A 26,469-nucleotide genomic window follows, 5' to 3' on the forward strand; every position below is an offset into this window, starting at 1 on the left:
GGACGCTCTTTTCCGGGTGGGGGCTGGTCGGGTGGGTCGCCGTCGTTGCGGCGGTCGTGTTTCTCGGGTGGTCAGGTTGGGCGGTGTGGCAGGACGAGCCGGGCGCGCGGACCGGGCCCGAGCGGACGCGGGATGTCGTGCTGAAGAGTGCACGGGAGCAGATCGCCGCGCTCAACACCATGGATCCCGCGCGGGTGGATGCCGGGCTAAGGGCTTGGCTGGACGCGTCCACCGGGGCGTTGCGCCAGCAGCTCCAGCAGGACGAGCCGCAGAACCGCACGAAGATCGGGCAGTCGCGGACAGCCGCCGACGCGACCGTCACCGGGGCCGCCGTCACGTCACTCGATGCGCGGGCCGGTAAGGCGAAGGTCATCGCGTCCGTGCAGGTCAAGCTCGCATTGCAGGGCGGCTCGCCCACGTTGCAGCGTAAGCGGTTCGAGGCCGGGACGTCCCGCACCCCGTCCGGCTGGAAGCTCGAATCGCTCACGGCGATACCGGCGGGTGCGCGATGAGGCGGCTGCTCAGGCTGTACCGGCCGTTCTCCGTCGCGCTCGCGATCGTGCTGGCCGCGCTGGCGCTCCGCCCCGCCGCGGGGATGCTCCGTGAAGACGAGAACCCGCGCGACAAGGCCGTCCTCGACGATGTGGCCACGACCGAGGTGATCGGGGACGTGTCCACATCGCTCGGCAAGGTGTTCGCCTACACGCCGGACGGCGTGGCCGCCACCGAGCAGGCCGCCGCGCGGGAGCTGTCGGGGGCGGCGCTAAAGCAGTACCGGCGCGTCTTCGGGCAGGTGAAGGCGCAGGTAGCGGCGCAGCGGGTCACGTTGACGACCCGGGTCGTCCGGGCCGGAGTGGTCTCCCTGGACGGCGACGCGGCCCGGCTCCTGGTCTTCCTCGACCAGACCGCCACGCGCGGCGGTAAGCCCGACGGGACACCCGCCGCCGCGCAGCTCCTGGTGACGGCGCACCGCGACCACGGCCACTGGTCGATCACCGAGTTGAAGTCCGTCTGAGGAGGGGCACATGCCCGACGACACCCTGCGGAGGACGGCGACCGCCCTCGTCGTCCTCGCCGCGCTGTTCGCCGCCTGGGCCGGATGGTCCTGGTACGCCGCCGCGCACGACGACGCCTACGCCTACTCGCGGGTGCGGGACGAGGTGGTGCGGGCGGGGGAGCAGGGCGTCCAGAACCTCAACACCCTTGACTACCGCGACCTCGGCACCGGCCTGGAGACCTGGCGGAACTCGACCGCGGGCGACCTCCACCGGCAGATCACCGAGGGGCGCGCCGACTTCGAGAAGCAGGTCACGAAGGCACGGACCATCACGAAGGCGCGCATCCTGGACGCCGCCGTCTCCGAGCTGGACGAGCGCTCCGGCAAGGCCCGCGTCCTCGTCGGCGTCGAGATCACCGTCACGCCGCCGGACGGCGACCCCGCCACCAAGCAGAGCCGCCTCATCGGCGAGCTGACCAGGACGTCCGGCGGCTGGAAACTCAGCAAACTGGGGCAGGCGCCCACGGAGGGGCTTTGAGATGGCCGTGCAGACCGCACGCGTGACCGCGTGGTGGCGCGCCAACGTCTCCACGCCGATCGCGCTGGGCGTCGCCGCCGTCCTGCTCGCCACGTTCGGGGTGTGGGCGCTCCGGCAAGCGGACGCCGTGCGCGACGATCCGTCCGCCCGCAACACCGCCCTCACCGACAGCGCCACCACCAGCGAGGTCAAGGGCGCCGTCGCCGGCATCATCGGCAAGGTCTTCTCCTACAACTACACCGACCCGTCCCGGACGTCGGAGGCCGCCCGCGCATCGCTCACCGGCGACGCCGCCGGCCAGTATGAGGCGATCTTCGGGAAGGTCCGCGAGGACGCCCCGGCGGCGAAGACCGTCCTCAGTACCCGCGTGACCGACAGCGCCGTCACCACCCTGACCGGCGACCGGGCCGTCGTCCTCGTCTTCGCCGACCAGCAGACGACCCGCACCACCGACGGCAAGAGCACCCACGCCCCCGCCATGCTCACCGTCACGGCCGTCCACCGCGCCGGCCATTGGAAGATCACCGCCCTGGACACCTTGACGTAGCCTGTCCGGGGCTACGCGCCCGAACCCTCACGTTCACCCGGTATCGTCGCGGGCCGCGAGAGGGGGAGTAGCGATGTGGGAAGAGCGTGCGCCCAAGGCCGCCCTGTCCCGGCGAGCCTTGTTCGGTGTGCTCGGTGCCGCCCTCGTCGCCGCCGGTTGCGAGGACGGCGACGGTGGACGGGACGAGGGCAGCGCGCCGAATGGCGTGCTGGGGGCGAATTTCAATGAGGACCCCGCCGGAGTCGACCCATCCGAATTGCGGGCTCTCTCGGCGAGCTGGCTACGTGGCTTCATCCCCATGCGGGAGGCCGACAACGGCGACCCGGCGAACCAGCCCGCCGTCGCCGCCCTCCTCAAGGCGGCCGAACAGGGCTACGGGACGATCCTGACCCTGAAATTCCCCTACAACCACCGGTCGTTCCCTCCGCCGGACAGCCCTGCCATGGCCGCCGAACTCGCACGCCTCGACAAGGTCGCGCAGGCCGCAATGGGCAAGGTCAACATTCTTGTCATCGGTAACGAGCCCTTCATCGAGAGCCGTCCCCCAGACCGAGCCGGCGGCGCCATCAACGCGTTCTATGAGAAGGTCGCCCAGCACATCATCGGCTACCGCAGGGAACGTTTCGGATCGCGCTGCAAGACCCGCCTTTACATGGGCGCGCTCAACCATCTCGACGACCCGCGCCAGCGCACCGGCTCGACCGAGCGCTGGATGGCGTTCACCCGTGGGACGCGGGAGATCGAAGGTGTGGACATCCACCCGCACGTGGTCTCCATCGAGGCCGGCCGGAAGTACCTGGACTACGTGCTGCCACGCCTGCGCGATGACCAGAAGTTCCTCGCCACCGAGTTCTCCTTGATGCCGTACTGGAGGCAGCACATGCGGGACGGAATCCCGGCGGAGTTCGCCCGGCGGCACGCGATGGACCCGGACATGCCGGTATGGGAGTTGCTCAGGAACTCGATTCGCAATCCGTTGCCTCAGGCGACGTGGAACGAATTTCTCGCGCTCAGCCCATGGTTCGAAACTCGCAAGCACTACCTGCGGAACCAGGTGCAGGAGTTTCGCGATACGGGCAGGCTGGCGGTGGCGACCTACGGCGTCCTGCAAGCCCAGGCCATGGTGCGGGACTTCGGCCCAGGTAAGCCGCCATGGCTGCTCAACAGCCTGTACGCCAGCCGGACCGTCCAGCCGCAGAGCGACGGAACGCCCGGACGAAGCTATTCGTGGTTCGACGATTTCCGAGCCCTCCAGCGCAAGAACGACCGCCTCCCGGTACGCACCGGCGAGACACCCACATGACCAGCGGGCAGCGGCGCTCTCTTCCCAGGTGACGTCACGTTCGAGGATTCGGCGGTGTCTTCATGTCGAACAGCCAGAACGCACACCTATAGGGAGAACGTCATGGCGCTGCGCGTACCGAAGGCCGAGCTTCCCGCCGAGCTCAAGGAGAACATGATCAAGCAACTCGGCGGCGTCCCCGAGAACGTCGAAGTGCTGTGGCACAGCCCCGCGGTCGCCCAGGACAATCTGGAGTTCGGCGCCAAGGCGGGCGCGTGGAGTGCGGCCGACGCGAGCCTCAAGTCGTTCGCGCACATGGCCGTCGCGGCGCAGATCGGCTGCAGCTGGTGCCTCGACGCCGGCTACTTCCAGGCACAGAACGACGATCTGGACCTGACCAAGGCGAGCCAGGTGCCGCGCTGGCGGACCTCGGACGTGTTCACCCCGCTGGAGCGGGACGTGATGGAGTACGCCGAGGCCATGTCGAACACGCCGCCGACCGTCACCGACGAGCAGCACGCGGGTCTGCTGGAGCGGCTCGGCCCGGCGGCGATGGTCGAGCTCACCGTGTTCATCGCCCTCGCCAACATGGGGACCAGGGCCAACGTGGCGAACGGGGTCACCTCGCAGGGCTTCTCCGACGCCTGCGAGATCCCGCTGGCCGAGGTCCCGGAGAAGCCCGGTGCGGCGTCCACGGCATGATCGGGGACGCGACGGCCGAGGACCCGTTCCTCACCCACCGCACCCTGCTGTTCACCGTCGCCTACGAGATGCTCGGGTCGGCTGCCGACGCGGAGGACGTGCTGCAGGAATCCTGGCTGCGGTGGGCCGGCATCGACCGCGCGCAGGTGGGCAACCCGCGGGCCTACCTCATCCGGGTCGTCACCCGGCAGTCCCTCAACCAGCTGCGCACGCTGTCGCGCAGGCGCGAGGACTACGTCGGCGAGTGGCTGCCGGAACCGCTGCTGACCAGCCCTGACGTCGCCGAGGACAGCGTCCTTGCGGAAAGCGTCTCGATCGCGCTGCTGACCGTGCTGGAAACCCTCGCCCCGGTGGAGCGTGCGGTGTTCGTGCTCCGCGAGGTCTTCGAGCTGCCCTACGGCGAGATCGCCGCGGCCGTGGACAAGCCCGCGGCCACGGTGCGGCAGATCGCGCGGCGGGCCCGCGAGCGGGTGGCGGCCCGGCAGCCTCGGGTGCGGGTGAGCCGGTCGGAGCAGCGGGCCGTGGTGGAACGGTTCCTGGCCGCGGTCCGCACCGGGCAGGTGACGGAGCTGATCGAGGTCATGGCGCCGGACGTGGTCCTGATCGCCGACGGCGGCGGGCTCGCGCCCGCCGCGCGGGCTCCGGTCCACGGGCCCGGACTCGTCGCGAAGTCGCTCGCGCGCCCGGGCCGGACGGTGTCGGCCGTGTGGCTCAACGGCGCGCCCGCCGGGCGGATCGAGATCGACGGCCAGGTGGCCGCGGTGAGCCTGGTGGTCGAGGACGGGCGGGTGACCCAGATCCACGCGGTGGCGAACCCGGAGAAGCTGACGCGCCTGGAGGAGCCGGCCGATCTCGCCAGATAGCCCCGCCGCCGCGGATTTCCCGGTGTGCGGGAAATGTCAACGGCATGCCGTTGGCCTGCGCTTTTGTCAGATGACTCCAGGAAGCCCCGCGGAACAGGTTATGTGGGCGACAACCGTTGTCGCGGGCGGTCCGGAATGCTGGACGAACGGTCCGCGTCTCGGCGGGCTTCCGGGTTGGGGGAATGGCGAATGGTGCGAACAGGGTTGGACGTCCGCGCGTTCGAGGCGGTGCCGGCGGGGGTGGCGCGGCGGCTGCGGCCGCACGTGGACCGGGCGGCGGACGAGCTGCTGCGCGAACTGCGGCTCGCCGACGACGAGGCGGGCCGGGCCCGGGCCGGGATCGCCGCCGGGATGCGGCACTTCTGCGACCTCGTCGAGGATCCGGGCGCGGGCTGGGAGCGGGTGTCGGCGTTCTACCTGCGGGCCGGGCGGCACCTGGCGCGGGAGGGGCGCGACCCGGTCGAGACGCACCAGGCGCTGCGCCGGTCGGCGCTCGTCGCGTGGCGGACGCTCGGGGCCGGCCCCGGCGACCTCGACCGCGCCGTGCTCAGCCTCGTCGTGGACGCCCAGTTCTGCTACATGGACGCGGTCGCCGAGGTGATCGCCGCCGGGTACGCGGCCGAGGCCGTGCAGCGCCGGGACCGGCGGGAGGAGTACGTCCTGCGCGGGCGGCGGGCGCGGCTGCTGCACCTGCTGCTCGCCGAGCCGCCCGCCGACCCGGCGCGCGTCGCGGCGCTGGCGGCGGACGCGCGCTGGCCGCTGCCGGGGACGGTCGCCGCCGCGGCGGTCCGGCGGCGGCACGCGGGGCGGGTGACGCAGGTGCCGGGCGGGCTGCTCGCCGACTTCGCGGCGGCGGAGCCGTGCCTGATCGTCACCGGCGGGACGCGCCCGCCCGCGGCGCTGCTGCGCGACTGGGTGGTCGCGGTCGGCCCGGCCGTGCCGCTCGCGCGGGCCGCCGACTCGCTGCGCTGGGCGCGGGAGACGCTCGACCTCGCGACCCGCGGCGTCATCCCGGACGGCGAGCTGATTCGCAGCGCCGAGCACGTCCCCGCGCTGGTGGTGGCGCGGGCCGGGGAGCTGATCGACGACGCGGCGGCCACCCGGCTGGCGCCGTTGCAGGCCGTTCCGCCGGCCCGCCGGGAAAGGCTCGCCGAAACGCTGCTGGCCCTGCTGGAGCACAATTTCAACGCCGCCGACGCGAGCCGCCGGCTGTGCGTGCATCCGCAGACCGTCCGCTACCGGCTGCGCCATTTGAAGGACCTTTTCGGGGACGAGCTCCGGGACCCGCGGCGGTGCCTGGAAATGGAGCTGATCCTGCACGCGCGGATGGTCAGCCGGGCAGGCCGTCCCGCGGACGCGCGGTGACCGGCGGGTTATCACTCCGGTGATAAACGCGAGGCCGAATCATTGCGTTGCGTGCATGGCGGGCGACGCACCGGAGGGAGCACACTCGGCCCCTTCGTTCCCCCCGACGAAGGTGGTGTCCGGTGTCCGGTGACGGCTACGACTTCGATGTGATCGTGGTGGGCTCGGGGTTCGGCGGCAGCGTGTCGGCCCTGCGGCTGGCCGAGAAGGGCTACCGGGTCGCGGTGATCGAGGCCGGCCGGCGGTTCGACGAGGACACCCTCCCCAAGACGTCCTGGCGGCTGCGCAAGTACGTGTGGGCGCCGCGGCTCGGGATGCGCGGGATCCAGCGCGTCCACCTGGTGGGCGGCAAGTCCGGGGTCCTGGTCCTCGCCGGGGCGGGCGTCGGCGGCGGCTCCCTCGTCTACGCGAACACCCTCTACGTCCCGCCGGAGCCGTTCTTCAAGGACCGCCAGTGGGGCCACATCACCGACTGGCAGGACGAGCTGAACCCGTTCTACGACCAGGCGCGGCGCATGCTCGGCGTCACGACGAACCCGCTCGTCACCCCCGCCGACGAGGCGATGAAGCGCGTCGCCGACCGGATGGGCGTCGGCGACACCTACCACCCGACACCGGTCGGCGTGTTCTTCGGCGAGAAGCCCGGCGAGGACGCCGACGACCCGTACTTCGGCGGCGCCGGGCCCCGCCGGACGACCTGCACCGGCTGCGGCTCCTGCATGATCGGCTGCAAGGTCGGCGCGAAGAACATGCTCACCAAGAACTACCTCTACCTGGCCGAGAAGGCGGGCGTCCAGGTCATCCCCGACACCACCGTGGCCGGCCTGACGCCGCTGGACTCCGGCGGGTACGAGGTAGCCACCGAGCACACGACGCCACTGCGGAAGCGCCGCAAGACGCTGACCGCCGAGCACGTCGTCCTCGCCGCCGGGACGTACGGGACGCAGCGCCTCCTGCACCGGATGCGCGCCGCCGGCCGCCTCCCGCACCTGTCGTCCCGCCTCGGCGAACTCACCCGCACCAACTCCGAGGCGCTCCTCGGCGTCGAGCGCATGACCGTCTGGCACCGCAAGAAGGACGTCGACCACAGCACCGGGCTCGCCATCACCTCGTCCTTCCACCCGGACGAGCGGACCCACATCGAGCCGACCCGCTACGGCGCCGGCAACAACGCCATGGGCGTCATCCGGACGCTGCTGGTGGACGGCGGCGGCGCGCCCCGCTGGCTGAAGTTCCTCGGCCAGTGCGTCCGGCACCCGACCGTCATCCTGCGCGGCCTGTCGCTGAAGGACTGGGCCAAGCGGACCGTCATCGCCCTGGTCATGCAGACCGCCGACAACTCCGTCACGCTCGGCGAGAAGCGCGGCCGGCTCGGCCGCCGCAGGCTCGTCGCGCGGCAGGGCGTCGGGGAGCCCAACCCCACCTGGATCCCCGTCGCGCACGATGCCGTCCGGATGCTCGCCGAGGAGCTCGACGCCACCCCGGGCGGGACGTGGTTCGACCTGTTCAACATCCCGACGACCGCGCACTTCATCGGCGGCTGCGTCATCGGGGAAACAGCGGAGACAGGTGTGATCGACCCGTACCACCGCGTCCACGGGCACCCCGGGCTGCACATCGTGGACGGCTCGGCGGTCACCGCGAACCTGGGCGTCAACCCGTCCCTCACCATCACGGCCCAGGCCGAACGCGCCATGGCGTTTTGGCCGAACCGCGGCGAGAAGGACCCGCGCCCTGAGCCCGGCACTGCCTACGAGCGCATCGACCGGGTCATGCCCGACAAGCCCGCCGTCCCGTCCGGCGCTCCCGCCGCGCTCCGCTGACCTGCCTAGTCTTCGGGGACGGGCTCCGGGTCCACCGGCTCCGGCTCCGGCTCGATGTCGAGGTTGCGGCGGGTGGCCTGGTGGACGCGGACGGCGAGGATCGCGCGGGCGAAACGGCCGGCCAGCTCGCCGTCCATCATCCCCGGGACCCGGTCGACGCCGATCAGGCCGCCCGGCTGGACGCTGACCGCGCCCGACTCGCCCACCCGCACCCCGCGGCCGTCCTCAAGGTCCTCCATGGACGGCAGATCCAGCGCCGCGCGCAGAGTGTCCTGGAGGGCCCGGACGGTGGCGGCGTCGCGGTCGATGCGGATCTCGGCGGCGTCCGCCCGCTGCTCGGCCGCGTCCGCGCGCTGCTCGGCCCGGTCGGCGCGGGCCCGCTCGCCGTCGATGCGCGCGTCGGCGGTGTCGGCGAGCTGCTCGGCCCGCTCGGTGCGCGCCACCAGGTCGTCGGCCCGCGCGGTGGCGGCGTCGCGCTCCACCGTCAGCCCGGCGATCTCGCCCTGCACGACGCTCAGCTCGGCCCGCAGCCGCCGCTCGGTGTCTGCGGTCTCCTCCAGCTTGGCGCGCGAGTCGGCCAGTTCGGCGCGGGCGTCCGTCAGCTCCGTCCGCGCGGTGGCCAGCGCGCTCTCCTCGGCGGCCAGCCGAGTGGACAGGGTGTCGCGCTCCCCTTCGGCCTCGGTGCGGGCCTCGTGCTCGGTGCTCCACGCCGCCTCGGCGCGTTTGCGGAGCCCCTCGGCGCTGGCGGCCTCGTTCGCGGACGTGGCACGGGCCTGCTGGTGGGCGCCGGCCTCCTTCCACGCGTTGGCCTCGCTCTCCTGCGCCGCCGTCACGCTCGCCTTCGCGGCGGCCAGGCCCTTCTCCAGCTCCTCCTGCGCCGCGGCGGCCTCCTTCCGGGCCGCCTCGGCACGGGTCTCGGCCTGCTCGGCGCGGGCGTCGGCCTCGGCGGTCTCCGCCCGCGCGCCCCGCGCCTCGGCGAGGGCCTTCTCCGCGCCGCCGAGCGCGTCCTGGACCTCGCCGTCCAGCCGCTCGCCCAGCGTCGACGCGGTCGCCCGGAGCTGCGCCAGCAGCTCCGCGAACCGCTCCACTTCCCGCCCGAACGCCCTCACGGGCGCGGGATCGGTGCCGGCATCGCGCTCCACGGCCACCTCCGCAGCCTCGGCCGGGTCGTCGTCCAGCACCCGGAGCGGCGCGGTCAGAACGCCGTCGCCTGCCGCGTCCGTCCGCACCTCTTGATCTTCGTGCACGCGAGCATCCTAGTGAAATGCCCCGAAATGCACCTCCCCCACGGGCCGGTAACTATGGGGACGGCCACTCGTGCACCATGTCGCCGCCGCGCCGCAGGAACGCGGACCGCAGCAGGCCCCCGCCCCGCAGGCGCTCGAAGACCTCGTAGTACCGGCGCTCAAGGTCCTCCCAGCGGTCGAAGTCCTCCATGCCCTCGTCCGCCACCCCGATGCCCCACCACAACTCGCCGGGAGGCCCGTCGGACGCGGACGTCCAGGTCCGCCAGTGGCCCACCAGCGGCCGCTTCCACGCATCCCGGTGCACGGACCGAAGCAGATCGGACGGCGCCGCCGGCGAATCCGGCGCGAACACCCGGAGGCGATCGTCATGATCTTCGATGAAGAGCCGTCCGCACTCGGTGCACTGCCACATGGTCCGGCTCAATGACCACAGCTGATCCGCGTCGAGGGCGTCGAGGGCGTCCGACCAGTCCTGATCGGCGATGACGCGAGCCTTGTACGGGATGAAGTCGGTCTGATCCCGGACGAGATTCCCGCACGCGCATCGAATCTTCACAGGTCCCTCAGCGCGGCCGCGGTCAGGGTGAGGTGCCGGGTCAGAACCTCGGCCGCGGTGCCGGCGTCGCGGGCCAGCGCCGCCTCCTCCAGCCGGCGGTGCTCGGCGACGCCGTCCCGGCCGGGGTCGCGGTGCGCCGACCAGCGGCGGGCCAGCTCACTCGCCGTCCACATGCGGTCGAAGGTCTCCAGCAGGACGGGATTGCCGCACCCCTCCAGCAGCGTGCGGTGGAAGACCCGGTGGGCCTCCGACCACGCGGCGCTGTAGTACTCGCCCTCCTCCGGCGCGTAGACCGGGGTGCGGGCGAGGCGGTGGTGGGCGGCCCGTACGCGGGCCTCCCAGTCGACGTCGCCGCGCTCGACGGACATGCGCAGCACGACCGGTTCGATGGTCCGGCGGGCCTCCGCGATCTCCTGCCAGCGGCGGTCGGAGAAGGCCGGAACGGCGAAGCCGCGGTTGGGCAGCCGGTCGGCGAGGCCGTCGCCGACCACCCGCACGAGGGCCTCGCGCACGACGGCCAGGCTCACGCCCTGGTCCTTGGCGAGGTCCTGCGGCTTGAGGGCGGCACCGGGGGCGTGCTCCCCGCGCATGATCGCGTCCCGCAGGCGTGCGTAGACCTGCTCGGAGAGCATCCGCTTGCCCGGCGAGGTCCCGTGAGCCGTCTCGGTCATGCCCTCATCATAGACGATCTGGCAAATAATCGATTATCTTTGTTATGGTCGATGAAGGCGGTTGGCGCCACGCCTGCCGCCGCACAGCACGCCGGAAAGGAACGATCCCGATGAACGACCCCTTCGCCCGCCTCCCCGAGGCGGCCTCCTTCACCGTCACCAGCGGCACGGTCGCCGACGGCGCCGCCTGGCCGGCCGAGCAGTGCTCGTCCGGCGTCCCCGGCGGCAAGGACGTCTCCCCGCAGCTGACCTGGAGCGGCGCCCCGGACGGCACCAAGAGCTACGCCGTCACCGTCTACGACCCCGACGCCCCCACCGGGTCCGGGTTCTGGCACTGGGCCGTCGCCGACATCCCCGCCACCGCCACCGAGGTGCCCGCGGGCGCCGGGGACGACACCGGCTCGGGCCTGCCCGGCGGCGCCTACCAGCTCCCCAACGATGCCCGCGCGGCCCGCTACATCGGCGCCGCCCCACCGGCCGGGCACGGCCCGCACCGCTACTTCGTCGTGGTGCACGCCCTCGACGTCGAGTCCATCGGCGTCCCGGCCGACGGGACCCCGGCGTTCCTCGGGTTCAGCATGGCCGGCCACACCCTCGGCCGCGCGATCCTGACCGCCACCGCCGAAACCCCCGCCTGACGACCGAGGACGGCCCTCGACCAAGCCCGCGGTCGAGGGCCGGTGGTCACATTCGCCCAAGGCTTACAGCCATCTTCGTAACGCAAAGCTAACGGCGGCCCCCCTACAGTCCAGGTGATCTTCCGAGGGGGACGATGACCAGCACGCGGCGACGCCGAACCGAGCCGACCCGGAACCGTCCGGCCAAGGCGAGCCTCACCGCCGCGGGCTTTGGCGTCGCCGCCCTCCTCAACTTCGCCACCGGCATCGCGTGGATCAATCCGCCGATCTTCGTCGCGATGGCCATGCTGTGCGGCCTGATCGCCATCGTCACCGGCCACCTAGGACGCCGCCGCGCCCGCCACCTGGACGGCGACGGCCGCGGAATGGCCTTGCTGGGCCTCATCCTGGGCTGGCTGCTCTTCCTAACCTGCACTTTGGCAACGGCCGCCGTCTTCGGCCTGATCGCCGCCCTGGCCGTCCTCATCGACGCGAACGCGTAGGTCACATTCGTCCAAGACGCCCGCGCTGCCGGCCGCCTACCGTTTGGTTGCCACGTCAGCACGAGGAGGCCGGAAATGGCTGAAGCAGCTCCGGCGCGAAGAGCACCTATCGTCCTCGGCCCCGCCGAAGGCCGCAGATATCCGATGGGCCGGATCCAGGCCGTGTTCAAGGCGGACGGGGCCGAGTCCGCCGGCCGGTACTCCATCTCGGAGTGGTGGCTGGAGCCGCACACGACCGGGCCCGGAGCCCATTCCCACCCCGAGGACGACGTCTTCTACGTCCTCGAAGGAACCATGACCTTCCTGGCGGACGACCACTGGACGGACGCGCCGGCGGGCTCGTTCGTCCTCGTCCCGGGCGGCGTCACCCACGACTTCGAGAACCGCAGCGCCGCCCGCGCAGGCGTCCTGAACATCTCGGTCCCGGGCGACTTCGAGACCCGCATGCCCGGCATAGCCGAATGGTTCAAAAACCACCCGCCCCAGCCCCCGAGCTGACCGGTTTGCCCGCTGAGTCCAGCCACACGAACTCCGCCTCCGGCGTCACGGTGAGCCCGTAGCGCTCGCGGCCTGGGCTGCCTTCGCCGACCCACCAGAAATACGCGTCGACTGCCTCATCCCACAGGTTCCGGCCCCCGGATGTGCGCACCTCGTAGCGGGAACTTGCCTGCCGGTATGTCGCGCTCGCCCACACGTCCGCCGTCCACAAGCGCATGACGTACGTGTCGCCCTCATGTAGCCCCCGGGCGTTGACCCCCGGCAAAAAGGCCCCCATGGCGAGGTCTGCGCCGGCGGGCGCGTACCCGATCGTGCGTGGATCGATTTGCGTCGTGTGCTCGGTGCCCTCGCCGTCCCGTGCGGGCCAAGGCAGCTGACGGTGCGACCGCATCATCATGTACGACGCATATCCGGCGAACGTGCCGACCGCCGTCCCGTCCGGCGTGACGACCAGGCGCAACTCGTGGCCGGACGCGAACCCGGGCGCATACGGCGCCACGATCACCCCGCCGGGCCGCGTCTGCCGCACCCACTCATAGGGGACGCGCGACACCCCGCAAGTCGCGTGGACGCGATCGAAGGGAAGCCCGTCCTTCCACCCCTCCGCCCCATCACCTACGACCAACCGGGGCGACAGCCCCACCGCCTTCAGGTTCTCGGCGGCCTGCGCGGAGACCTGCGGATCGACCTCCACGCTGGTCACGTTCTCCGCCCCGACAATCCGGGACAGCAGGCCCGCCGTCCACCCGGTGCCGGTACCGACATCGAGTACCCGGTGCCCCACCTCGGCGTCCAGCAACTCGAGCAGAGACACCACGGTGCTCGGCGCCGAACAGGAAGACGTAAAACGGCCGTCCCCCGTGGTGACATCGGTCTGCCCATCATCGAGCTGCGTAATGATCGCGTCGTCCTGATAGACCAGGTCGAGCCACCGTTCAGAAGCGGTCGCCCGATCAACCCGCTCACCTTCGCCCGTCCAGGCGACCGCCGGCACGAACGCGTGCCGAGGAACATCACGCAACGCTTCCCGCACCCGCTCCTGCGTGAGCCACCCCGCAGCGCTCAACCGCCCGACCAGCCCATCCAGCCGTTGCGTGACGTCCTCCATCGAGAGCTACTTCCCCCGCTTGCCGTCGCCCTTGTCGTCCTTGCTGGGCGGCGGAATCGGCTTGTCCGGCTTGTGTCCGTTCTTCTCTGCCGGGTCCTCGTGCTTACCCATCCTGCTCCCTTCGTCGCGCAGGCACCTCAAAAACTGCCTGTGCTGATAGTGAATGGTCGCTCACAGTGAGTCAACGAGGATTTGTACACACAAGAACGAATCAACCCCGCCTCCGGCCGCCGGAGGGCGCATGTACAAGGAGGCGTGGGAGCGGCTCCAACGAGTCGCCGTCGTCGGCGAGAGGGCGAAGGGGCTGGTCACCATGGCTATCCAGGCACTTGACCCGGGCAACGCCTACAAGTGAGGCTCACCTGGGACCGCTTGGCCCCGGGTGGGAGACAGCTCAGCGGTGGGTTCTACCAGGTCGGCAGGCACATCACAGACCCCGACGTTCTGGAGAGCCTGCGTGACCACGTCTCGATCGCCCCGGACGAGGCCGTTGTGTGGCAGCCAGGCACCCTCGCAAAGGCGCTCGCTGAAGCCGCTGCCAAGACTTACGAGCCGGCCAGGCGGGGGCACGCCAGTACCTCCACGTTCGCCGACCTGCTCGCCGACACACAGCGGTCGGCGGTGCATCTGGAGATGCGCGACATCTACGAGCCGGACAGCCCCGATTACACGAACTGGCTGGAAGGCGGGCCGGCCACTGGGGAAGACGACTGGGCCGCCTGGTGCGATCTGATCGGCTCTGCGACGCAGCGCGGCGTCAAGGTCCGCCGGGCCCGCATCGTGTCGGAGCCGGTATCCGACTACATCCGTTGGGAGCACGCGATCACCGAGATGAACCTCAAGGCCGGTGAAGAGGTTCGGTGGCTCCCACGACGGCAGACGTGGGACCTGGCGCTGCCCGGCGCCGACTTCTGGATGTTCGACCGGCGGCTCGTCCGGTTCCACTTCGACGCCGGCAACGGCTCACCCATCGAGAACGAGTACGAGTTCGTGTCCGATCCCCGTGCCGTCGTCCCGGTCGTGGCCGCCTTCGAAATGGTGTGGGAGCGCGCCATCCCGCACGCGGACTACCAGCCCAAGTAGGCCAACCCCTCACCGCCGCGCCTGGGGCGTCCTCACATGCCCTCGGTCGTATCCCATTTGACCTGGGCGAGGAGGGCGGCGAAGGCGCGCGGGGCGAGGGTGAGGTGGCCGGTGTCCGGGGCCTTGCTGTCTCTGATGGCGATGGCGTGGGGGAGTGCGGCCAGTTCCACGCAGTTACCGTGGTCGTCCGACCGAGTGGATTTGCGCCATTGGATGATCATGAAAGGGAGTCCAGTGTCTTGGCGACGAAGGCACGGGATGCCTCGATGGTGAGCGAGAACATACCGATCTGGTCGTACCGTATCGCCTGTTCCTGGATATCGGCCGGGTCGAGCGACATGTGGGCTGTCGTGCCGTAGTTGGCGAAGCCGAGGTCGCCGGTGGGGGTTTGCATGACGGTGAAGCCGCCTCCCACGCCGCCGTAGCCGATGAGGCGGTCGGAAGTCACGCGCAGGTAGACGTTCGGACGGTCGAAGACTTCGAGCAGGTAGCTGAGCTGGTCGCGCATGACGTCCACATCCCCAAAGACGCGCAGGACGGCTGCCGTGTCCAGGATGGCCATGAGCTTGCACGGGTCTCGGCGGGTGAGGATCTCCTGGCGTGCCAGGCGCTCGGCGACCGCCTCGTCTGCGTCCATCCGGCGGCTCGCCGTGAAGACGGCGCGGGCGTAGGCCTCTCGCTGGAGGAGCCCTGGGATCAGCGACGGCTCGTAGGTCTTGATGAGGGTCGCTCGGCGCTCGTATTCCTTGAACGTCTCCCACCAGTCCAGGTCTTGGGCGTTTTTGGCGTGTTTGACGAGGTTTTCAAAGAAGCCCGGCATGCCCCACTCGCGGTCCAAGATTCTCGCGCGAGCGATCGGGAGCTGGACATCGCCTGATTCGTACCGTGCAACAGTTGAGCGATCGCAGTCGAGTATGACGGCGAGGGCCGCCCCGGACAGCCTGTGGAGCTGGCGCAGCCTTCGCAGCTCAACGGCTATGAGGTGCCATAGGGAGAAGTCTGGGCGCAGTGCGTCGGCGCGGCTCATTCGCTCTCCATCGTTGTTGCATCTGCTTCGCGAACCTTCCGAAATTAACTCGCCAAGGCCACTCTTGTCACCGAAACGCGGGAATAGAGGGGTAGGTGAAATGCCTATGAAGACGGCAGATTCGGGTGAGTTGGACATTTCTTGTTTGGCGAGTGGGACGGTGCCGGGGTTGGTGCGGACGCTGGTGGAAATCCGGCTTGGGGAATGGGGGCTCGGGAAGATCGCGGGGGATGTGCTGCTGATCGCCGGGGAGCTCGTCGCCAACGCCGTTGAGGCCACCCCGGATCGGGAGATCAGGGTTCGGTTCGCGCGGGAGGTCAGTGCCGTCCTGCTGGCGGTGTGGGACTCGTCGGCGAAGATGCCGGTGGTGCGGCCGGTCGTCGAGATGGTGCTGGACGACGTCACGCCAGATGCGCGGGCGCTGGACGACGGGTACGACGACGGGACGGGTGGATGGGGGCTGCCGATCGTCCAGGCGCTGGCGTCCAAGTGCGGCGTGACCGAGACTCGGCCCGGTAAGTGGATCTGGGCGAGGGTGGCGTGCTGATGCCGTACCTCCTCCGGTGGCGGAGCCGGCGGATCGCCGTCCGGTATCTGGAGGTGCTGTCGCTTGCGGTCAGGGCGCGCGGGTGGCGGTGCGTGAAGCTCTACGGACGCGAATTCCCCACGCCGCTGCTCTGGGTCTACGCCAGCGGGGTCGCCGAAGACGTCGGCGTGGTCGTCAGCGCGCGGGCCGTCCCGAATGGGCTCTGGGCCTACCACGACGCGAAGCGAGGACGGGCCGGCTACCTCGCCCCGTGCGGGGACGCCAAGGCGGCGGCAGAGCAGGTCGATCTGCTTCTGAAGCGCCGCATGTTCCCGTCCACCTGGTGAAGGATCATGGCAGGAGGCGGCGGACGCGGCGGGTGTTGCGCTGGACGAACGACTCCTGGAGGGCCAGTTCGGCCAGGGCGAGGGTCGCTTCGGCGCCTGCGGCTCCGACTTCCTCGGTGGTCGGTGGAGAGTCCTGCTCCAGGTCCGGGGCGTAGCGGAGGTCGTCGATGTCGCCGATGACGTGCGCCGACGTGTCTTGCAGGGCGGTCAGGTCTTCATCGCTCCACTCGGCTAGGCGGTCCCGCCATTCGAGTGGGATGACGACTTTGCGTCCGCGGGTCTCGCGGGTCTGGAACCGGTCCGTGACGACCTGCCGCACCCAGTCCGCGTTCTGTCCGGTCCAGGAGCCCTCCCGGATGGACGCGTTCATGGACGACAGCACCAGCGTCTCCGCGGCGGTCAGACCGGTGTGGGCTTGGCGCCCGGGGAGGACGGCCAGGTCGGGCAGGCCGGCAGCCTGTGCGAAGCGCCGCCACAGCAGTTCCGGGGGCCTGCCGGGGGTGGTCACCACGGACACCCGGGTGGCTCCGGCCTCTGACCAGCGGCGGGCCAGGCGGTTGAGGCAGAACGCCCGCCATAGGTGCAAGTCGGTATCGTTCTCGATCTGCTCCCAGCCCTTCGCGCGCTGGTCGGCGAGCGTCCCCAGGTAGCTCGCGAAGCTCGTGCTGCGTCCGTTGCGGATGTGCTGCTGCCACAGTGAGGGCAGCGACCGGCCCAGGCTCCGGGCTGTGATGACGACCTCGACGTCGTCAGATCTGAGCGCGTCCAGGAGGCGTTGGACGGCGGCCGTCCGGACGACCGACAGGGCCTCGGCCGACAGCAGCACCGTGCCTGGCCAGGACTTCACCTCGTCCAGCAGGGCCTGCCACGAATCCTTCTCCGCCGCCGCCCGCCGCTGCGACACCCAGGGGTACTCGGTGCCGAGCAGGCCGTAGCTCGGCCACTCGTGGTTGGCCACGGTCCGCTTTCCCCGATCCCAGTCAGGTAGGACGGGATAGCGCACGCCCGCCTCGGCGAGCACCTCGCAACTCTCCTGCAGCACGTGCTGCAGGAAGGTCGTGCCCGACTTCTGAAGGCCGATATGAAGGACGATCTTCGACGCCACGCCTCGCTCCGCGTTCGCACCTGGACGGGTGAAGCCGAAGACTAGTGGCTGGTCAGCGCGGTGTGGTGGAGTTGGGATCAATACAACGAACGGCGAAGGCAGGGTGGGGCACACGATGGGCGCGTTGCGCACACCGCGCGGGACGTGGGTCGAGGAGGGGCTGCGGGTACTGGCCGAGGGCGGTGTGGACGCGGTGCGCGTCGAGGTCCTGGCCAAGCGGATCGGCGTGACCAAGGGCGGCTTCTACGGCTACTTCACCGACCGCGGCGCGCTGCTGACCGGGATGCTGGACGCGTGGGAACGCGAGTGCGTCGACGACGTCCTCGACCGGATCGACCAGGAGGGCGGCGACGCGCTGGACAAGGTCCGGCTGGCCGGGCGGCTCACCTTCTCCGGCGACCGCCTGCTTCCCATCGACCTGGCCGTCCGCGACTGGGCCCGCCGCGACCAGGCCGTCGCCGAACGCCTGCGCCGGGTGGACAACCGGCGCATGCAGTTGCTGCGCGACACGATCAGCACTTTCTGCTCCGACCCTTATGAGGTCGAGGCCCGCGCTCTGCTCGCCTTCTGCGCGGCCATCGGCAGCCACCTGGTCGCCGCCGACCATCCCGGCCACACCCGCGCCCAGGTCATCGCCCGCGCAGGCGACCTCATCCTCGACCGCCCACCCGGCGATCCGGGGTACTGACGTGCGTGCTGGTCGCCTCAGGCGCGGGGGGCGGTGGTGATGGGCTTGCCGAGGGCGCTGCCGCTGGCCCACTTGGTGAAGGACTGCTGCCAGTAGCCCCAGCCGTTCCACCAGACGAGGTCGCGCTTGGTGCCGGTGATGTTGACGATGTCGCCGCGGTAGGACCAGTGGAAGAACCACTGGGCGTCGCCTCCGGGGGAGCGGACGCAGCCGTGGCTGCAGTTGCGGTTGCCGAGGCAGGTCGGGTCGTCCATGTTCTGGTGGATGTACTCGCCCGAGTTGGAGATGCGGGTCGCCCACGGGACCTTCTCGTCGTACCAGCCGGGGTCGCCCTTCTTCTTGCCGGGCGGGCGCATGCGCTCCAGGCGGACGTGGTCCATGGTGAGGTGGACGCCGCTGGTGGTGAGCAGGTGGTCGACGCCGTCCTTCTGGACGTCGCCGCCGGCGCCGAGGCTGACGCCCCAGGAGCGGACGGTGGCGCCGTTCTTCTTGACGGTGAGGCGGTGGGACTTGCCGTTGATGCTGACGACGTGCGAGTCACCGATCTTGAAGCTGCGGGTGACGTCCTTGTCGCCGAAGACGTTGTCGCCGATCTTCAGCCCGGCGTAGTGGATCTTGACGTTGACCTTCTGGTGCGCCTTCCACGGCCGCTTCGGGCGGAACACGACCGAGGGCAGGCCGTTGAAGGACTCGCCGGCGCTCAGCCAGCGCCAGGCGCCCTCGGTGGGGGTGGTCGAGGAGATCTCGATGGCGCGCTCGACGGCGGGCTTGGCCTTCTCGGGGACGGCCTTGGTGAACTGGATGAAGACCGGCATTCCGGTGCCGACCGTCTCGTTCTGGCTCGGCACGATGCTGTTGACGCGGGTGGCGGCGGTGGCGCGGCTCGCGCGGAACGCGCTGGTCGCGGTGGTGGACTTGCCCTTGTCCGAGGTCGCCGTCGCCGACACCTGGTAGCTGCCGCCGGGCTGCAGCGTCCACTTCGTCTTCCACTTGGTCTTGTCGGCGGACAGGGCGCCGGGGACGTCGGTGCCCTTCAGCTTCACCGAGACGTTGCCGAGCGTGCCGCCGGCGGCGGTGACCGAGATGCCCTCGTCCGGGCGGGCCTTGCCGCTGCCGTTCGCCGGAGTGATCGTCACCTGGGGGGCGTCGTTCGCGGCCTTCGCCGTCGTCCCGCCGCTGCCGTCGTCGCCGCTGCTGCCGCACGCGGTCGCCAGCCCCAGGACCAGCGCCATCACCAACGCCTTACTGCGCACCGTTCTCCCTCAACTGCCCGCCGGGCCCGCGTGACGCGGGGCGGCAACAAGATCGCTTACGGAACGGCCCGTTGTTCCCGTCCCGCCCGGGAGGCGGGACGGCCGGTCTCGGCGTCCGACCCACTTTAGACGTCCATGGTCCCCCGAAGGTTGGCGTCCGGTGGCCGTTTCGCGGGATCTTTCTTCCTCCGCGGCGTCCCGTCGATCTTCTCTTCAAGACTCCGGCGGCGCCGGTTAAAACCGGCGATCTGCGTCCTGACCGGCTGCGATGCTGTCCCTGGCCGCCCCGCGACGGCCCCCGCAGGGTGAGTTCTTGTCAGGTGAAAGGGACGCGCGATGAGAGCCCAGGGGCTGAGTCCCTCCATCGACTCCGGCGCGGCCCTCCCGGATCTCGCGGCGGCCGGCGACTGGCCGGTCGTCCGCGGCGGGTCGCGGATCCTGGCCGGACTGTACCCGGTGTGCCTGGCCGTCGCGGAGGGCTGGGCGATGGCAGGCGCCGTGTCCCTCGGCCATGCCGGCGCGCTGCCGGGCGTGGCCGCCTTAACCCTGATCGCGCTGAACGCGTCCGGCGGGCTCTACCGGGTGCGCCGCAGCCCCTCGCTCCTCGCCGACGCGGTGCCCGTCGCCGTCCGGACGCTGCTCGTCGGCGCCGCCGTCGCGCTGGCACTGTCGGACGCGGCGATGTGGCCGTGGACGGTCGCCGCATGCGGGACGGTCCAGTTCGCCGCCCGCGCGTTCGCGAACGCGGCCGTCCGGACGTACCGGTGCCGCCGCACCCGGGCGCGCGCCGCCCTCGTCGTCGGGACGGGTCCGACGGCCGAGCACATGCTCGACATCCTGCGCGAACGCGGCGAGTTCGGGCTCGCGACGGTCGGGCAGGTGGCCGCGGGACGCGAACGGGGACGGCCGGGCGCCGCCCCCGTCCTCGGGGAGACCTCCGACCTGCCCGCCCTCGTCGGCGAGCACGGGATCGGCACGCTGGTCGTCGTCGCCGAGGACATCCACCCCGACCATCTGGACGCGGTGCTGCGCCTGTCGTTCCAGCTGCCGTGCGAGACGCTGCTCGTCCAGGCGCCGTCGGACGTCGTGCCGGTGGCGGCGGTGCGGCGCGAGTACCTCGCCGGGCTGCCGTGCGCGCGGGTCGGCTGGCGGCTCCGCGACCCGGCCGCGCGGCTGGCCAAACGCGTGCTCGACGTCGTGGGGGCGCTCCTCCTGCTGGTTCTCGCGCTGCCGGTGCTCGCGGCGTGCGCGGTCGCCGTCCGGGCCGAGGGCGGGCCCGGCGTGCTGTTCCGGCAGCGGCGGATCGGGTGCGGCGGCGAGGAGTTCGTCCTGCTGAAGTTCCGGACGCTGAAGCCGGCGGACGAGCGCGAGTCCGACACCCGCTGGACGGTGAAGAACGACCACCGCATGGGACGTGTCGGGCGCGTGCTGCGCGACACGTCGCTGGACGAGCTGCCGCAGCTGTGGAACGTCGTCCGCGGCGACATGAGCCTCGTCGGGCCGCGCCCGGAACGCCCCCATTTCGTGGAGCAGTTCTCCCGCACCTGCCCCGGCTACATGCTGCGGCATCGCGTCCCGGTCGGGATGACGGGCTGGGCGCAGATCCACGGGTTCCGCGGCGACACGTCCATCGAGCTGCGGGCCAGGCTCGACAACCACTACATCGACCACTGGTCGTTCACCGGCGATCTGAAGATCCTGCTGCTGACGGCACGGGCGATGCTCTGCCGGGACGCCGGATGACGGCCCAGGCGCCGGCCGCCCCCCTGCTCGCCAAGGCGCTTCCGAGGCGCCCGAGCTGGCTGGTCGCGGCGACCGTCGCGACCATCGGGATCCCGCCGGGCGCGGAGGCGTTCGGGCCCGGCGTGCAGGTCACGGCGGGGGACGTCGCCAGCGGCGTGCTCGTCCTGGCGGCCGTGTTCCTGCTGCTCACCGGGCGGGTCGAGATGCCGGGCAAGGCGCTGCTCGCGTTCGGGCCGCTGGTCGCGGCGCTCGGGATCAGCACCGTGCACTCGGCCGACATCGGGTCCAGCGCCGCCGGGTTCGTCCGCGATCTGCAGGTCTTCGTGCTGGTGCCGCTGGCCGTCGTCCTGCTGGTCAGGGACCGCCGGGACCTCGCGATCGTCTGCTCGGCGGTGCTCGGCCTCGGGCTCGCGGAGGCGCTGTACGGGGTCTGGCAGGCGGGCACCGGGAACGGCGCGTCGATGGACGGCCAGAACATCCGGGCGGTCGGCACGTTCGGCGCGCTCGACGTGATGGCCATGTCGATCGTCGTCGGGTTCGCGTTCCTCGTGCTGACCGCGTTCGCGCTGTCGGCGCCCGGCCGCGGCGCGGCCGCCGTCCCGGCCGCGCTGGCCGGGCTGGTCGTGCTGGCCGCCGCCCTCGCGCTCGCGCTCAGCCGCGGCACGTGGCTCGCGCTCGGCGCCGCCGCCGTCCTCGCCCTGGTGATCTTCGACCGGTGGACGGCCGTCAAGGTGCTGACCTGCTGCGGCGCCCTGCTGCTGATCCTGGCGGGGGTCGCCGGCGGCGGGCAGGCGGTCGTCGAGCGGTCCAAGTCGATGGCCGGCTCGATCAGCCATCCGGACCGGTCGGTGGACGACCGCTACAACCTGTGGGCCGCCGCCGTCCGGATCTGGGAGGACCATCCAGGCACCGGCGTCGGCGTGAAGAACTTCCCGGCCTACCGCGACACCTACGCCGGGATCGAGCTGTCGTCCGGCAGCGAGACCGCCGACCCGGTGAACGGGTACGCCCGGCAGCCGCTGCTGTCGCCGCACAACGAGTACCTGCTGTTCCTGTCCGAGCAGGGCGTGGTGGGGTTCGCCGGGTTCGCGGCGCTGCTCGCCGTGATCGTCGCCGGGCTGTGGACGCGCCGCCGCACCCGCGACCCGTTCTGGCTCGCGGCCGTCGCGCTGATGGCGTTCCTGCTGGTCAACTTCCTGTACGCGGACCTCGGCGGGCCGACCTGCCCGCTCGTCGCGATCGTCCTCGGCATCGCCGCCGCCCGTTCGTTCGGGGAGGTGCGGCGATGACGTCGGTCGGACGCGCCGCCGCGCTGTCGGGCGTGCTCATCGCCGCCGGCACCGGGCTCGGGTTCCTGCGCGACCTCGCGATGGCGCACATGTTCGGCGCCAGCGGCAGCACGGACGCGTTCCTCGTCGCCTGGACGATCCCCGAGACCGTCTCGCCGCTCCTCATCGAGGACGCCATGGCGCTGCTCATGGTCCCCGTCGTCACCCGGCTGCTCGCGCGCGGCGACGGCCTGCGGCCCCTGGTCGGGACGACGCTGCCGCGCATGGTGCTCGGCCTGTCGCTGGTCACGGTCACGCTCGCGGTCGCAGCGCCCCTCGTCGTGGACGTCCTCGCCCCCGGCCTCCCCGACCACGGGCCGGCCGTCCGGTGCGTCCGGCTGACGGCGATCACCGTTGTGACGTTCGGCGTCGCCGGCTTCATGAGCGCCACCCTCCGCGCGCACCACCGGTTCGGCCCGCCCGCCGCCATCTACCTCGCCTACAACGTCGGGATCCTCGCGCTGATCGCGGGCTTCTCCGGCGTCGTCGGCATCACCAGCGCGGCGATCGGCGTCGCCTGCGGCAGCCTCCTGATGGTCGCCGTCCAGACCCCCGCCTTCCTCCGCTGCCTCCGCGAAGCCCCCGCCCCGTCCCAGAATGTGGACATCCGGCTGGGGATCGCGGCGGTCGCGCCGGTCGTCGTCTACACGGTCACGCGGCAGGCGCAGGTGTTCGTGGAGCGGTTCATCGGGTCCGAGCTGGCGGCGGGGTCGATCTCGCACCTGAACTACGCGCAGAAGGTCGCGCAGGTGCCGATGGTGCTGTCGCTGCTCATCGTGACGGTGACGTTCCCCCGGCTCGCCCGCGCGTCGGCGGACGGGGACACCGCCGAGGTCGCCCGCCGCATCCAGCAGGACCTCGCCGTCGCGAGCGCGATGGTGCTGGCGGCGGCGGCGTTCCTCGTCGCGTTCGCGCCCGCCGTCACCAAAGTCCTGTTCGAGCACGGCGAGTTCACCGCCGACGACACCCGCAGCACCGCGTCCATCATGCGCGTCTACGCGCTCGGGCTGTGGGGACAGTCGGCCGTCGGACTCGCCGCCCGCGCGTTCTTCGCGCAGCGGCGGCCGACCTGGCGGCCCGCGGCCGTGCTCGGCATCGGGCTGGCCGCGACGGCGGCGATCGGCGGGGCGTTCGCCCCCTTCGCCGGGACGCTCGCGCTGGCCGCCGCGAACGCCGCCGGGATCACGCTCGCCGCCGTCCTGCTGCTGGCCGGGCTGCGGCACGGCGTCGCACCGGTCTCGCCGGGACGCGTCGCCGCCGACGTGTCCCGCCTCATGCTCGCCGCGGCCGGGGCCTGCGCGGCGGGACTTCTCGCCGCCGCGGCCTGGGACGCGCCGGTGCTCGTCCACCTGGCCGTGGGCGGGGTCGTGACGGGGGCCGCCTTCGCCGCCCTCACCGTCCTGGCGGGACCCGACCTCGTCGCTCCATGGATCGCTTCAGGGCCGCTCCGCGCGCTGGTCCGGCGCGGCCGCACCGAATCGGGGGATACCTGTGAGCCAGCCGACAGAACCGACACATCTGACCGAACCGGCCAGGACCGCGATGGACATCCGGCCGGCGCCGCTGGTGCTGATGTACCACTCGGTGGACCACTTCGATGAGGACCCGCACCTGGTGACGGTGTCGCCCGCCCGGTTCGAGCGGCAGATGGCGTGGCTGCGGGCGCGGGGCCTGCGCGGCGCCGGCATGAGCGAGCTGCTGGACGCCCACGCCGCCGGACGGTCCCGCGGCCTCGTCGGGCTCACGTTCGACGACGGGTACGCCGACTTCGCGACGCGGGCCGTCCCGGCGCTGGTGCGGTACGGGTTCGGCGCGACGGTGTTCGTCGTGTCCGGGCGGATCGGCACCTACAACGCGTGGGACGACGGCCCGCGCAAGCCGCTGATGACGGGCGAGCAGATCCGGACCGTGGCGGCCGCCGGCATCGAGGTCGCCTCGCACGGACGCCACCACGTCTCACTCCCTGAGACGGACGACACCGAGCTTCGCGAGGAGCTCGAAGAGAGCCGGGCCGCTCTGGAGGACCTCGTCGAAGCCCCCGTCACCGGCTTCGCCTACCCGTACGGGCACGCCACCGCCCGCGAGGTCGAGGCGGTGCGCGCCGCCGGATACGACTACGCCTGCGACATCGGCCCCGAGGAGCCGGCACGGCACGCGCTGCCCCGCACCTACGTCGGCGACCGGGACGGGCCCGTGCGGCTGCGCCTCAAGGTCGTCCGGCACGAACTGCGGCGCCGGAGCCGCGTGTGACCCGGGTCCTGCACGTCATCACCGGGCTCGAGCACGGCGGCGCCGAGCGGCAGCTCGCGCTCCTGCTGCGCCACCTGCCGGTGGCCGGCGAGCCGGTGACCAGCGAGGTCGCCACCCTCACCCGGACCGGGACGCTGGGCGCCGAGATCCGCCGCGCGGGCGTGCCCGTCCACGAGATCGGGATGCGCGGCAACCGGGACCTCGCGGCACTGCCCCGCCTAGCCCGGCTGATCCGCCAGGGCCGGTACGACGTCGTCCACACGCACCTGTACCGGGCGTGCGTCTACGGCCGGATCGCCGCCCGCATGGCCGGGACGCCCCGCGTCATCGCCACCGAGCACTCGCTCGGCGACGGCCACATCGAGGGGCGGCCCACGACGCGCGGCGTCCGGGCGCTCTACCGGGCGACCGAGCGGCTCGGGTCCACGACGGTCGCGGTGTCGCCGACCGTCGCCGGCCGGCTGCGCGGCTGGGGCGTGCGCCCCGGCCGGATCGTCGTCATCCCGAACGGCATCGACGCCGCCGCGTTCGCGTTCGACTCCGCCCGCCGCGCCGCGACCCGCCGCCGCCTCGGCATCGGCCCCGGCGAGCCCGTCGTCGGCGCGGTCGGACGGCTCGTCCCCACCAAGCGCTTCGACCTGCTGATCGACGCGGTCGCGCCGCTGGACGGCGTCCGGCTGCTGCTCGCGGGCGCCGGCCCGATGCGCGCCGCGCTCGAACGGCGGGCGCACGAGCGCGGCGTCCCCGTCGTGTTCACCGGCGGGACGTCGGACGTCGCCGGCGCCCTCGCCGCGATGGACGTCCTCGCCGCACCGTCGGTCCAGGAGACGTTCGGGCTCGGCGTCCTGGAGGCGCTCGCCGCCGGGCTGCCCGTCCGGTACACGACCTGCCCCGCCATCGACGACCTCCCGCCCGGCGCGGCCCCGGACGCCCGCCGGCTCCCCACCGACGCCCGGATCTGGAGCGACGAGCTCGCCCGCGTCCTGCGCGCCCCCCGCGACCGGACCCGGGTGCCGCCCGTCGTCGCCCGCTACGCCATCGCCGAGCAGGCCGCCGAGCTCGCCCGGCTCTACCGCCCCGAGCCGTCCGTCCGCGGGGCCGCACCGATTCGAGAAAGGGCTCAGGATGCCGCAACGTGACGCCGGGAACAGGCCGCGGAGACCGTCCCGCCGGGCCGGGACGCTCACGAGGAGGTCCCGCCGGGTGCGCGGGCCGCTGACCGCGCTGCTGCGCCGCTTCGGCGCGTCCATCGCGCTCGTGCTCGCCGGGTTCCTCGGCGGGCTCGGCTACGCCCTGTTCGCGCCCACCACCTACACCGCGACCGCGTTCGTCCTGGTCGTGGACGACGGCGGCGGCGGCGACCAGGGCCCGGCGGCGGTCAGCTTCGCGCAGGCCTACGGGCGGCTCGCGCCGCTCCCGGAGACCCTCGCCTACTCCTCGATCCGGCTGCCGCGGGGCGCGGCCGGCGCGACCCGCGAGCACATCCAGGCGTCCACCTCGCCGGACACGCCGCTGATCCGGCTCGCCGGCAGCGCCGGGACGGCGCGGGACGCCGCCGCGTTCGCCAACGCCGCCGCCGACGCGCTCGTCCGCTACGGGACCTCGCACCGCACCGACACCGGCGTCCGCGTCGCGCCGATGACCCTCGCCTCGCCGCCGGCCGCGCCGTCGTCGCCGAACCTGCCGCTGGGCGTCGCCGTCGGGACCGCGTCCGGGATCCTGCTCGCCGGCCTCACCGCCGCCGTGCGGAGCGGCCGCCGCGGCCGCCGCGACGCGGCCCGCCCCGCCGCCGTTCCCGCCCC

The 26,469-nt window shown here is 72.0% G+C and carries 30 protein-coding genes; 22 read left to right on the forward strand and 8 right to left on the reverse strand.

Annotated elements, in window-relative coordinates; translation table 11 throughout:
- The 9 genes from E1293_RS22705 to E1293_RS22745 form a co-directional block, all read left to right on the forward strand.
- Positions 1–512: hypothetical protein (locus E1293_RS22705; RefSeq protein WP_207939025.1), on the forward strand; the 512-nt coding region annotated here is incomplete at its 5' end.
- Positions 509–1,015 (forward strand): hypothetical protein, encoded by a 507-nt coding sequence (locus tag E1293_RS22710; protein WP_132199469.1) that lies wholly within the window; start codon positions 509–511, stop codon positions 1,013–1,015. The genes E1293_RS22705 and E1293_RS22710, both read left to right, overlap by 4 nt.
- Before the next feature lie 10 nt (positions 1,016–1,025).
- Positions 1,026–1,535: a hypothetical protein gene (locus tag E1293_RS22715; RefSeq protein ID WP_132199470.1), complete on the forward strand. Its 510-nt coding sequence runs from the start codon at positions 1,026–1,028 to the stop codon at positions 1,533–1,535.
- A gap of 1 nt (position 1,536) precedes the next feature.
- Positions 1,537–2,082 (forward strand): hypothetical protein, encoded by a 546-nt coding sequence (locus tag E1293_RS22720; protein ID WP_132199471.1) that lies wholly within the window; start codon positions 1,537–1,539, stop codon positions 2,080–2,082.
- A gap of 73 nt (positions 2,083–2,155) precedes the next feature.
- Entirely contained in the window at positions 2,156–3,385 is a 1,230-nt protein-coding gene (locus tag E1293_RS22725) for a hypothetical protein (RefSeq protein WP_207939026.1), read from the forward strand.
- 102 nt (positions 3,386–3,487) lie between these two features.
- Entirely contained in the window at positions 3,488–4,066 is a 579-nt protein-coding gene (locus E1293_RS22730) for a carboxymuconolactone decarboxylase family protein (protein WP_132199472.1), read from the forward strand.
- A complete protein-coding gene (gene sigJ / locus E1293_RS22735) occupies positions 4,063–4,929 on the forward strand; it encodes an RNA polymerase sigma factor SigJ (RefSeq protein WP_132199473.1) in 867 nt (288 codons plus the stop codon). Before E1293_RS22730 ends, sigJ begins: the two co-directional genes overlap by 4 nt.
- 189 nt (positions 4,930–5,118) lie before the next feature.
- Positions 5,119–6,294 (forward strand): helix-turn-helix domain-containing protein, encoded by a 1,176-nt coding sequence (locus E1293_RS22740; RefSeq protein ID WP_132199474.1) that lies wholly within the window; start codon positions 5,119–5,121, stop codon positions 6,292–6,294.
- 122 nt (positions 6,295–6,416) lie between these two features.
- Positions 6,417–8,117: a GMC oxidoreductase gene (locus tag E1293_RS22745; protein WP_132199475.1), complete on the forward strand. Its 1,701-nt coding sequence runs from the start codon at positions 6,417–6,419 to the stop codon at positions 8,115–8,117.
- A gap of 5 nt (positions 8,118–8,122) precedes the next feature.
- Here the strand turns inward: E1293_RS22745 and E1293_RS22750 are convergent, their stop codons facing one another.
- The 3 genes from E1293_RS22750 to E1293_RS22760 are packed head-to-tail and all read right to left on the reverse strand — an operon-like array spanning position 8,123 to position 10,591.
- Positions 8,123–9,364 carry a coiled-coil domain-containing protein gene (locus E1293_RS22750; protein ID WP_132199476.1) on the reverse strand — a complete coding sequence of 414 codons (1,242 nt, stop codon included), beginning with the start codon at positions 9,362–9,364 and terminating at the stop codon, positions 8,123–8,125.
- 52 nt (positions 9,365–9,416) lie between these two features.
- Positions 9,417–9,920 carry a hypothetical protein gene (locus E1293_RS22755; protein ID WP_132199477.1) on the reverse strand — a complete coding sequence of 168 codons (504 nt, stop codon included), beginning with the start codon at positions 9,918–9,920 and terminating at the stop codon, positions 9,417–9,419.
- The gene (locus E1293_RS22760; RefSeq protein WP_132199478.1) at positions 9,917–10,591 is read right to left on the reverse strand and encodes a GntR family transcriptional regulator; all 675 of its coding nucleotides are present in this window, start codon (positions 10,589–10,591) and stop codon (positions 9,917–9,919) included. Before E1293_RS22760 ends, E1293_RS22755 begins: the two co-directional genes overlap by 4 nt.
- 110 nt (positions 10,592–10,701) lie before the next feature.
- Here E1293_RS22760 and E1293_RS22765 point away from each other — a divergent pair, with 110 nt between their 5' ends.
- The 3 genes from E1293_RS22765 (at position 10,702) to E1293_RS22775 (ending at position 12,209) form a co-directional block, all read left to right on the forward strand.
- Positions 10,702–11,229, forward strand: a complete 528-nt coding sequence (locus tag E1293_RS22765) for a YbhB/YbcL family Raf kinase inhibitor-like protein (RefSeq protein WP_207939027.1) — start codon at positions 10,702–10,704, stop codon at positions 11,227–11,229.
- Positions 11,230–11,363: 134 nt separating this feature from the next.
- A complete protein-coding gene (locus tag E1293_RS22770; protein WP_132199479.1) occupies positions 11,364–11,711 on the forward strand; it encodes a DUF4190 domain-containing protein in 348 nt (115 codons plus the stop codon).
- A 75-nt stretch (positions 11,712–11,786) separates the two neighbouring features.
- Entirely contained in the window at positions 11,787–12,209 is a 423-nt protein-coding gene (locus E1293_RS22775; RefSeq protein WP_243716410.1) for a cupin domain-containing protein, read from the forward strand.
- On the opposite strand, the gene E1293_RS22780 is transcribed toward E1293_RS22775, so the two are convergent.
- Entirely contained in the window at positions 12,178–13,317 is a 1,140-nt protein-coding gene (locus tag E1293_RS22780; RefSeq protein WP_132199480.1) for a methyltransferase domain-containing protein, read from the reverse strand. The two genes, E1293_RS22775 and E1293_RS22780, sit on opposite strands and share 32 nt — an antisense overlap.
- A gap of 351 nt (positions 13,318–13,668) precedes the next feature.
- Here E1293_RS22780 and E1293_RS22785 point away from each other — a divergent pair, with 351 nt between their 5' ends.
- Positions 13,669–14,400, forward strand: coding sequence for a DUF6879 family protein (locus E1293_RS22785; RefSeq protein ID WP_243716411.1), 732 nt, complete (start codon positions 13,669–13,671; stop codon positions 14,398–14,400).
- A gap of 32 nt (positions 14,401–14,432) precedes the next feature.
- On the opposite strand, the gene E1293_RS22790 is transcribed toward E1293_RS22785, so the two are convergent.
- Both E1293_RS22790 and E1293_RS22795 read right to left on the reverse strand, forming a co-directional pair.
- Positions 14,433–14,621 (reverse strand): DUF397 domain-containing protein, encoded by a 189-nt coding sequence (locus E1293_RS22790; RefSeq protein WP_132199481.1) that lies wholly within the window; start codon positions 14,619–14,621, stop codon positions 14,433–14,435.
- Positions 14,618–15,427, reverse strand: coding sequence for a DUF5753 domain-containing protein (locus E1293_RS22795; protein WP_132199482.1), 810 nt, complete (start codon positions 15,425–15,427; stop codon positions 14,618–14,620). The genes E1293_RS22790 and E1293_RS22795 overlap by 4 nt, the downstream gene beginning before the upstream one ends.
- 172 nt (positions 15,428–15,599) lie before the next feature.
- Between E1293_RS22795 and E1293_RS22800 the strand changes: the two genes are divergently transcribed.
- Together E1293_RS22800 and E1293_RS22805 are read left to right on the forward strand one after the other, a co-directional pair.
- A complete protein-coding gene (locus E1293_RS22800; protein WP_165978353.1) occupies positions 15,600–15,974 on the forward strand; it encodes an ATP-binding protein in 375 nt (124 codons plus the stop codon).
- Positions 15,974–16,300: a hypothetical protein gene (locus tag E1293_RS22805; RefSeq protein WP_132199484.1), complete on the forward strand. Its 327-nt coding sequence runs from the start codon at positions 15,974–15,976 to the stop codon at positions 16,298–16,300. The genes E1293_RS22800 and E1293_RS22805 overlap by 1 nt, the downstream gene beginning before the upstream one ends.
- Before the next feature lie 4 nt (positions 16,301–16,304).
- Here the strand turns inward: E1293_RS22805 and E1293_RS22810 are convergent, their stop codons facing one another.
- Complete coding sequence (locus E1293_RS22810; RefSeq protein WP_132199485.1) at positions 16,305–17,405, reverse strand: hypothetical protein; 1,101 nt, start codon at positions 17,403–17,405, stop codon at positions 16,305–16,307.
- 115 nt (positions 17,406–17,520) lie between these two features.
- Between E1293_RS22810 and E1293_RS22815 the strand changes: the two genes are divergently transcribed.
- Complete coding sequence (locus E1293_RS22815) at positions 17,521–18,093, forward strand: TetR/AcrR family transcriptional regulator (protein WP_207939028.1); 573 nt, start codon at positions 17,521–17,523, stop codon at positions 18,091–18,093.
- Positions 18,094–18,110: 17 nt separating this feature from the next.
- On the opposite strand, the gene E1293_RS22820 is transcribed toward E1293_RS22815, so the two are convergent.
- Positions 18,111–19,325: a L,D-transpeptidase gene (locus E1293_RS22820; RefSeq protein ID WP_165978354.1), complete on the reverse strand. Its 1,215-nt coding sequence runs from the start codon at positions 19,323–19,325 to the stop codon at positions 18,111–18,113.
- Between the two features lie 357 nt (positions 19,326–19,682).
- On the opposite strand from E1293_RS22820, the gene E1293_RS22825 reads away from it, so the two are divergent.
- The 6 genes from E1293_RS22825 to E1293_RS22850 all read left to right on the forward strand — a co-directional run.
- Positions 19,683–21,089 carry an exopolysaccharide biosynthesis polyprenyl glycosylphosphotransferase gene (locus E1293_RS22825; RefSeq protein ID WP_132199487.1) on the forward strand — a complete coding sequence of 469 codons (1,407 nt, stop codon included), beginning with the start codon at positions 19,683–19,685 and terminating at the stop codon, positions 21,087–21,089.
- Complete coding sequence (locus tag E1293_RS22830) at positions 21,086–22,378, forward strand: O-antigen ligase family protein (protein ID WP_132199488.1); 1,293 nt, start codon at positions 21,086–21,088, stop codon at positions 22,376–22,378. Before E1293_RS22825 ends, E1293_RS22830 begins: the two co-directional genes overlap by 4 nt.
- Positions 22,375–24,018 (forward strand): lipid II flippase MurJ, encoded by a 1,644-nt coding sequence (locus tag E1293_RS22835; RefSeq protein WP_132199489.1) that lies wholly within the window; start codon positions 22,375–22,377, stop codon positions 24,016–24,018. Before E1293_RS22830 ends, E1293_RS22835 begins: the two co-directional genes overlap by 4 nt.
- Positions 23,960–24,667: a polysaccharide deacetylase family protein gene (locus E1293_RS22840; RefSeq protein WP_132199490.1), complete on the forward strand. Its 708-nt coding sequence runs from the start codon at positions 23,960–23,962 to the stop codon at positions 24,665–24,667. The genes E1293_RS22835 and E1293_RS22840 overlap by 59 nt, the downstream gene beginning before the upstream one ends.
- Positions 24,664–25,806 carry a glycosyltransferase gene (locus tag E1293_RS22845; RefSeq protein WP_132199491.1) on the forward strand — a complete coding sequence of 381 codons (1,143 nt, stop codon included), beginning with the start codon at positions 24,664–24,666 and terminating at the stop codon, positions 25,804–25,806. Before E1293_RS22840 ends, E1293_RS22845 begins: the two co-directional genes overlap by 4 nt.
- A 64-nt stretch (positions 25,807–25,870) precedes the next feature.
- Positions 25,871–26,469 (forward strand): Wzz/FepE/Etk N-terminal domain-containing protein (locus tag E1293_RS22850; RefSeq protein ID WP_132199492.1); only part of this gene is annotated, 599 nt, incomplete at its 3' end.

Origin of the sequence: Actinomadura darangshiensis (assembly GCF_004349235.1) — a bacterium.
In the GTDB taxonomy this organism is placed as follows: domain Bacteria; phylum Actinomycetota; class Actinomycetes; order Streptosporangiales; family Streptosporangiaceae; genus Spirillospora; species Spirillospora darangshiensis.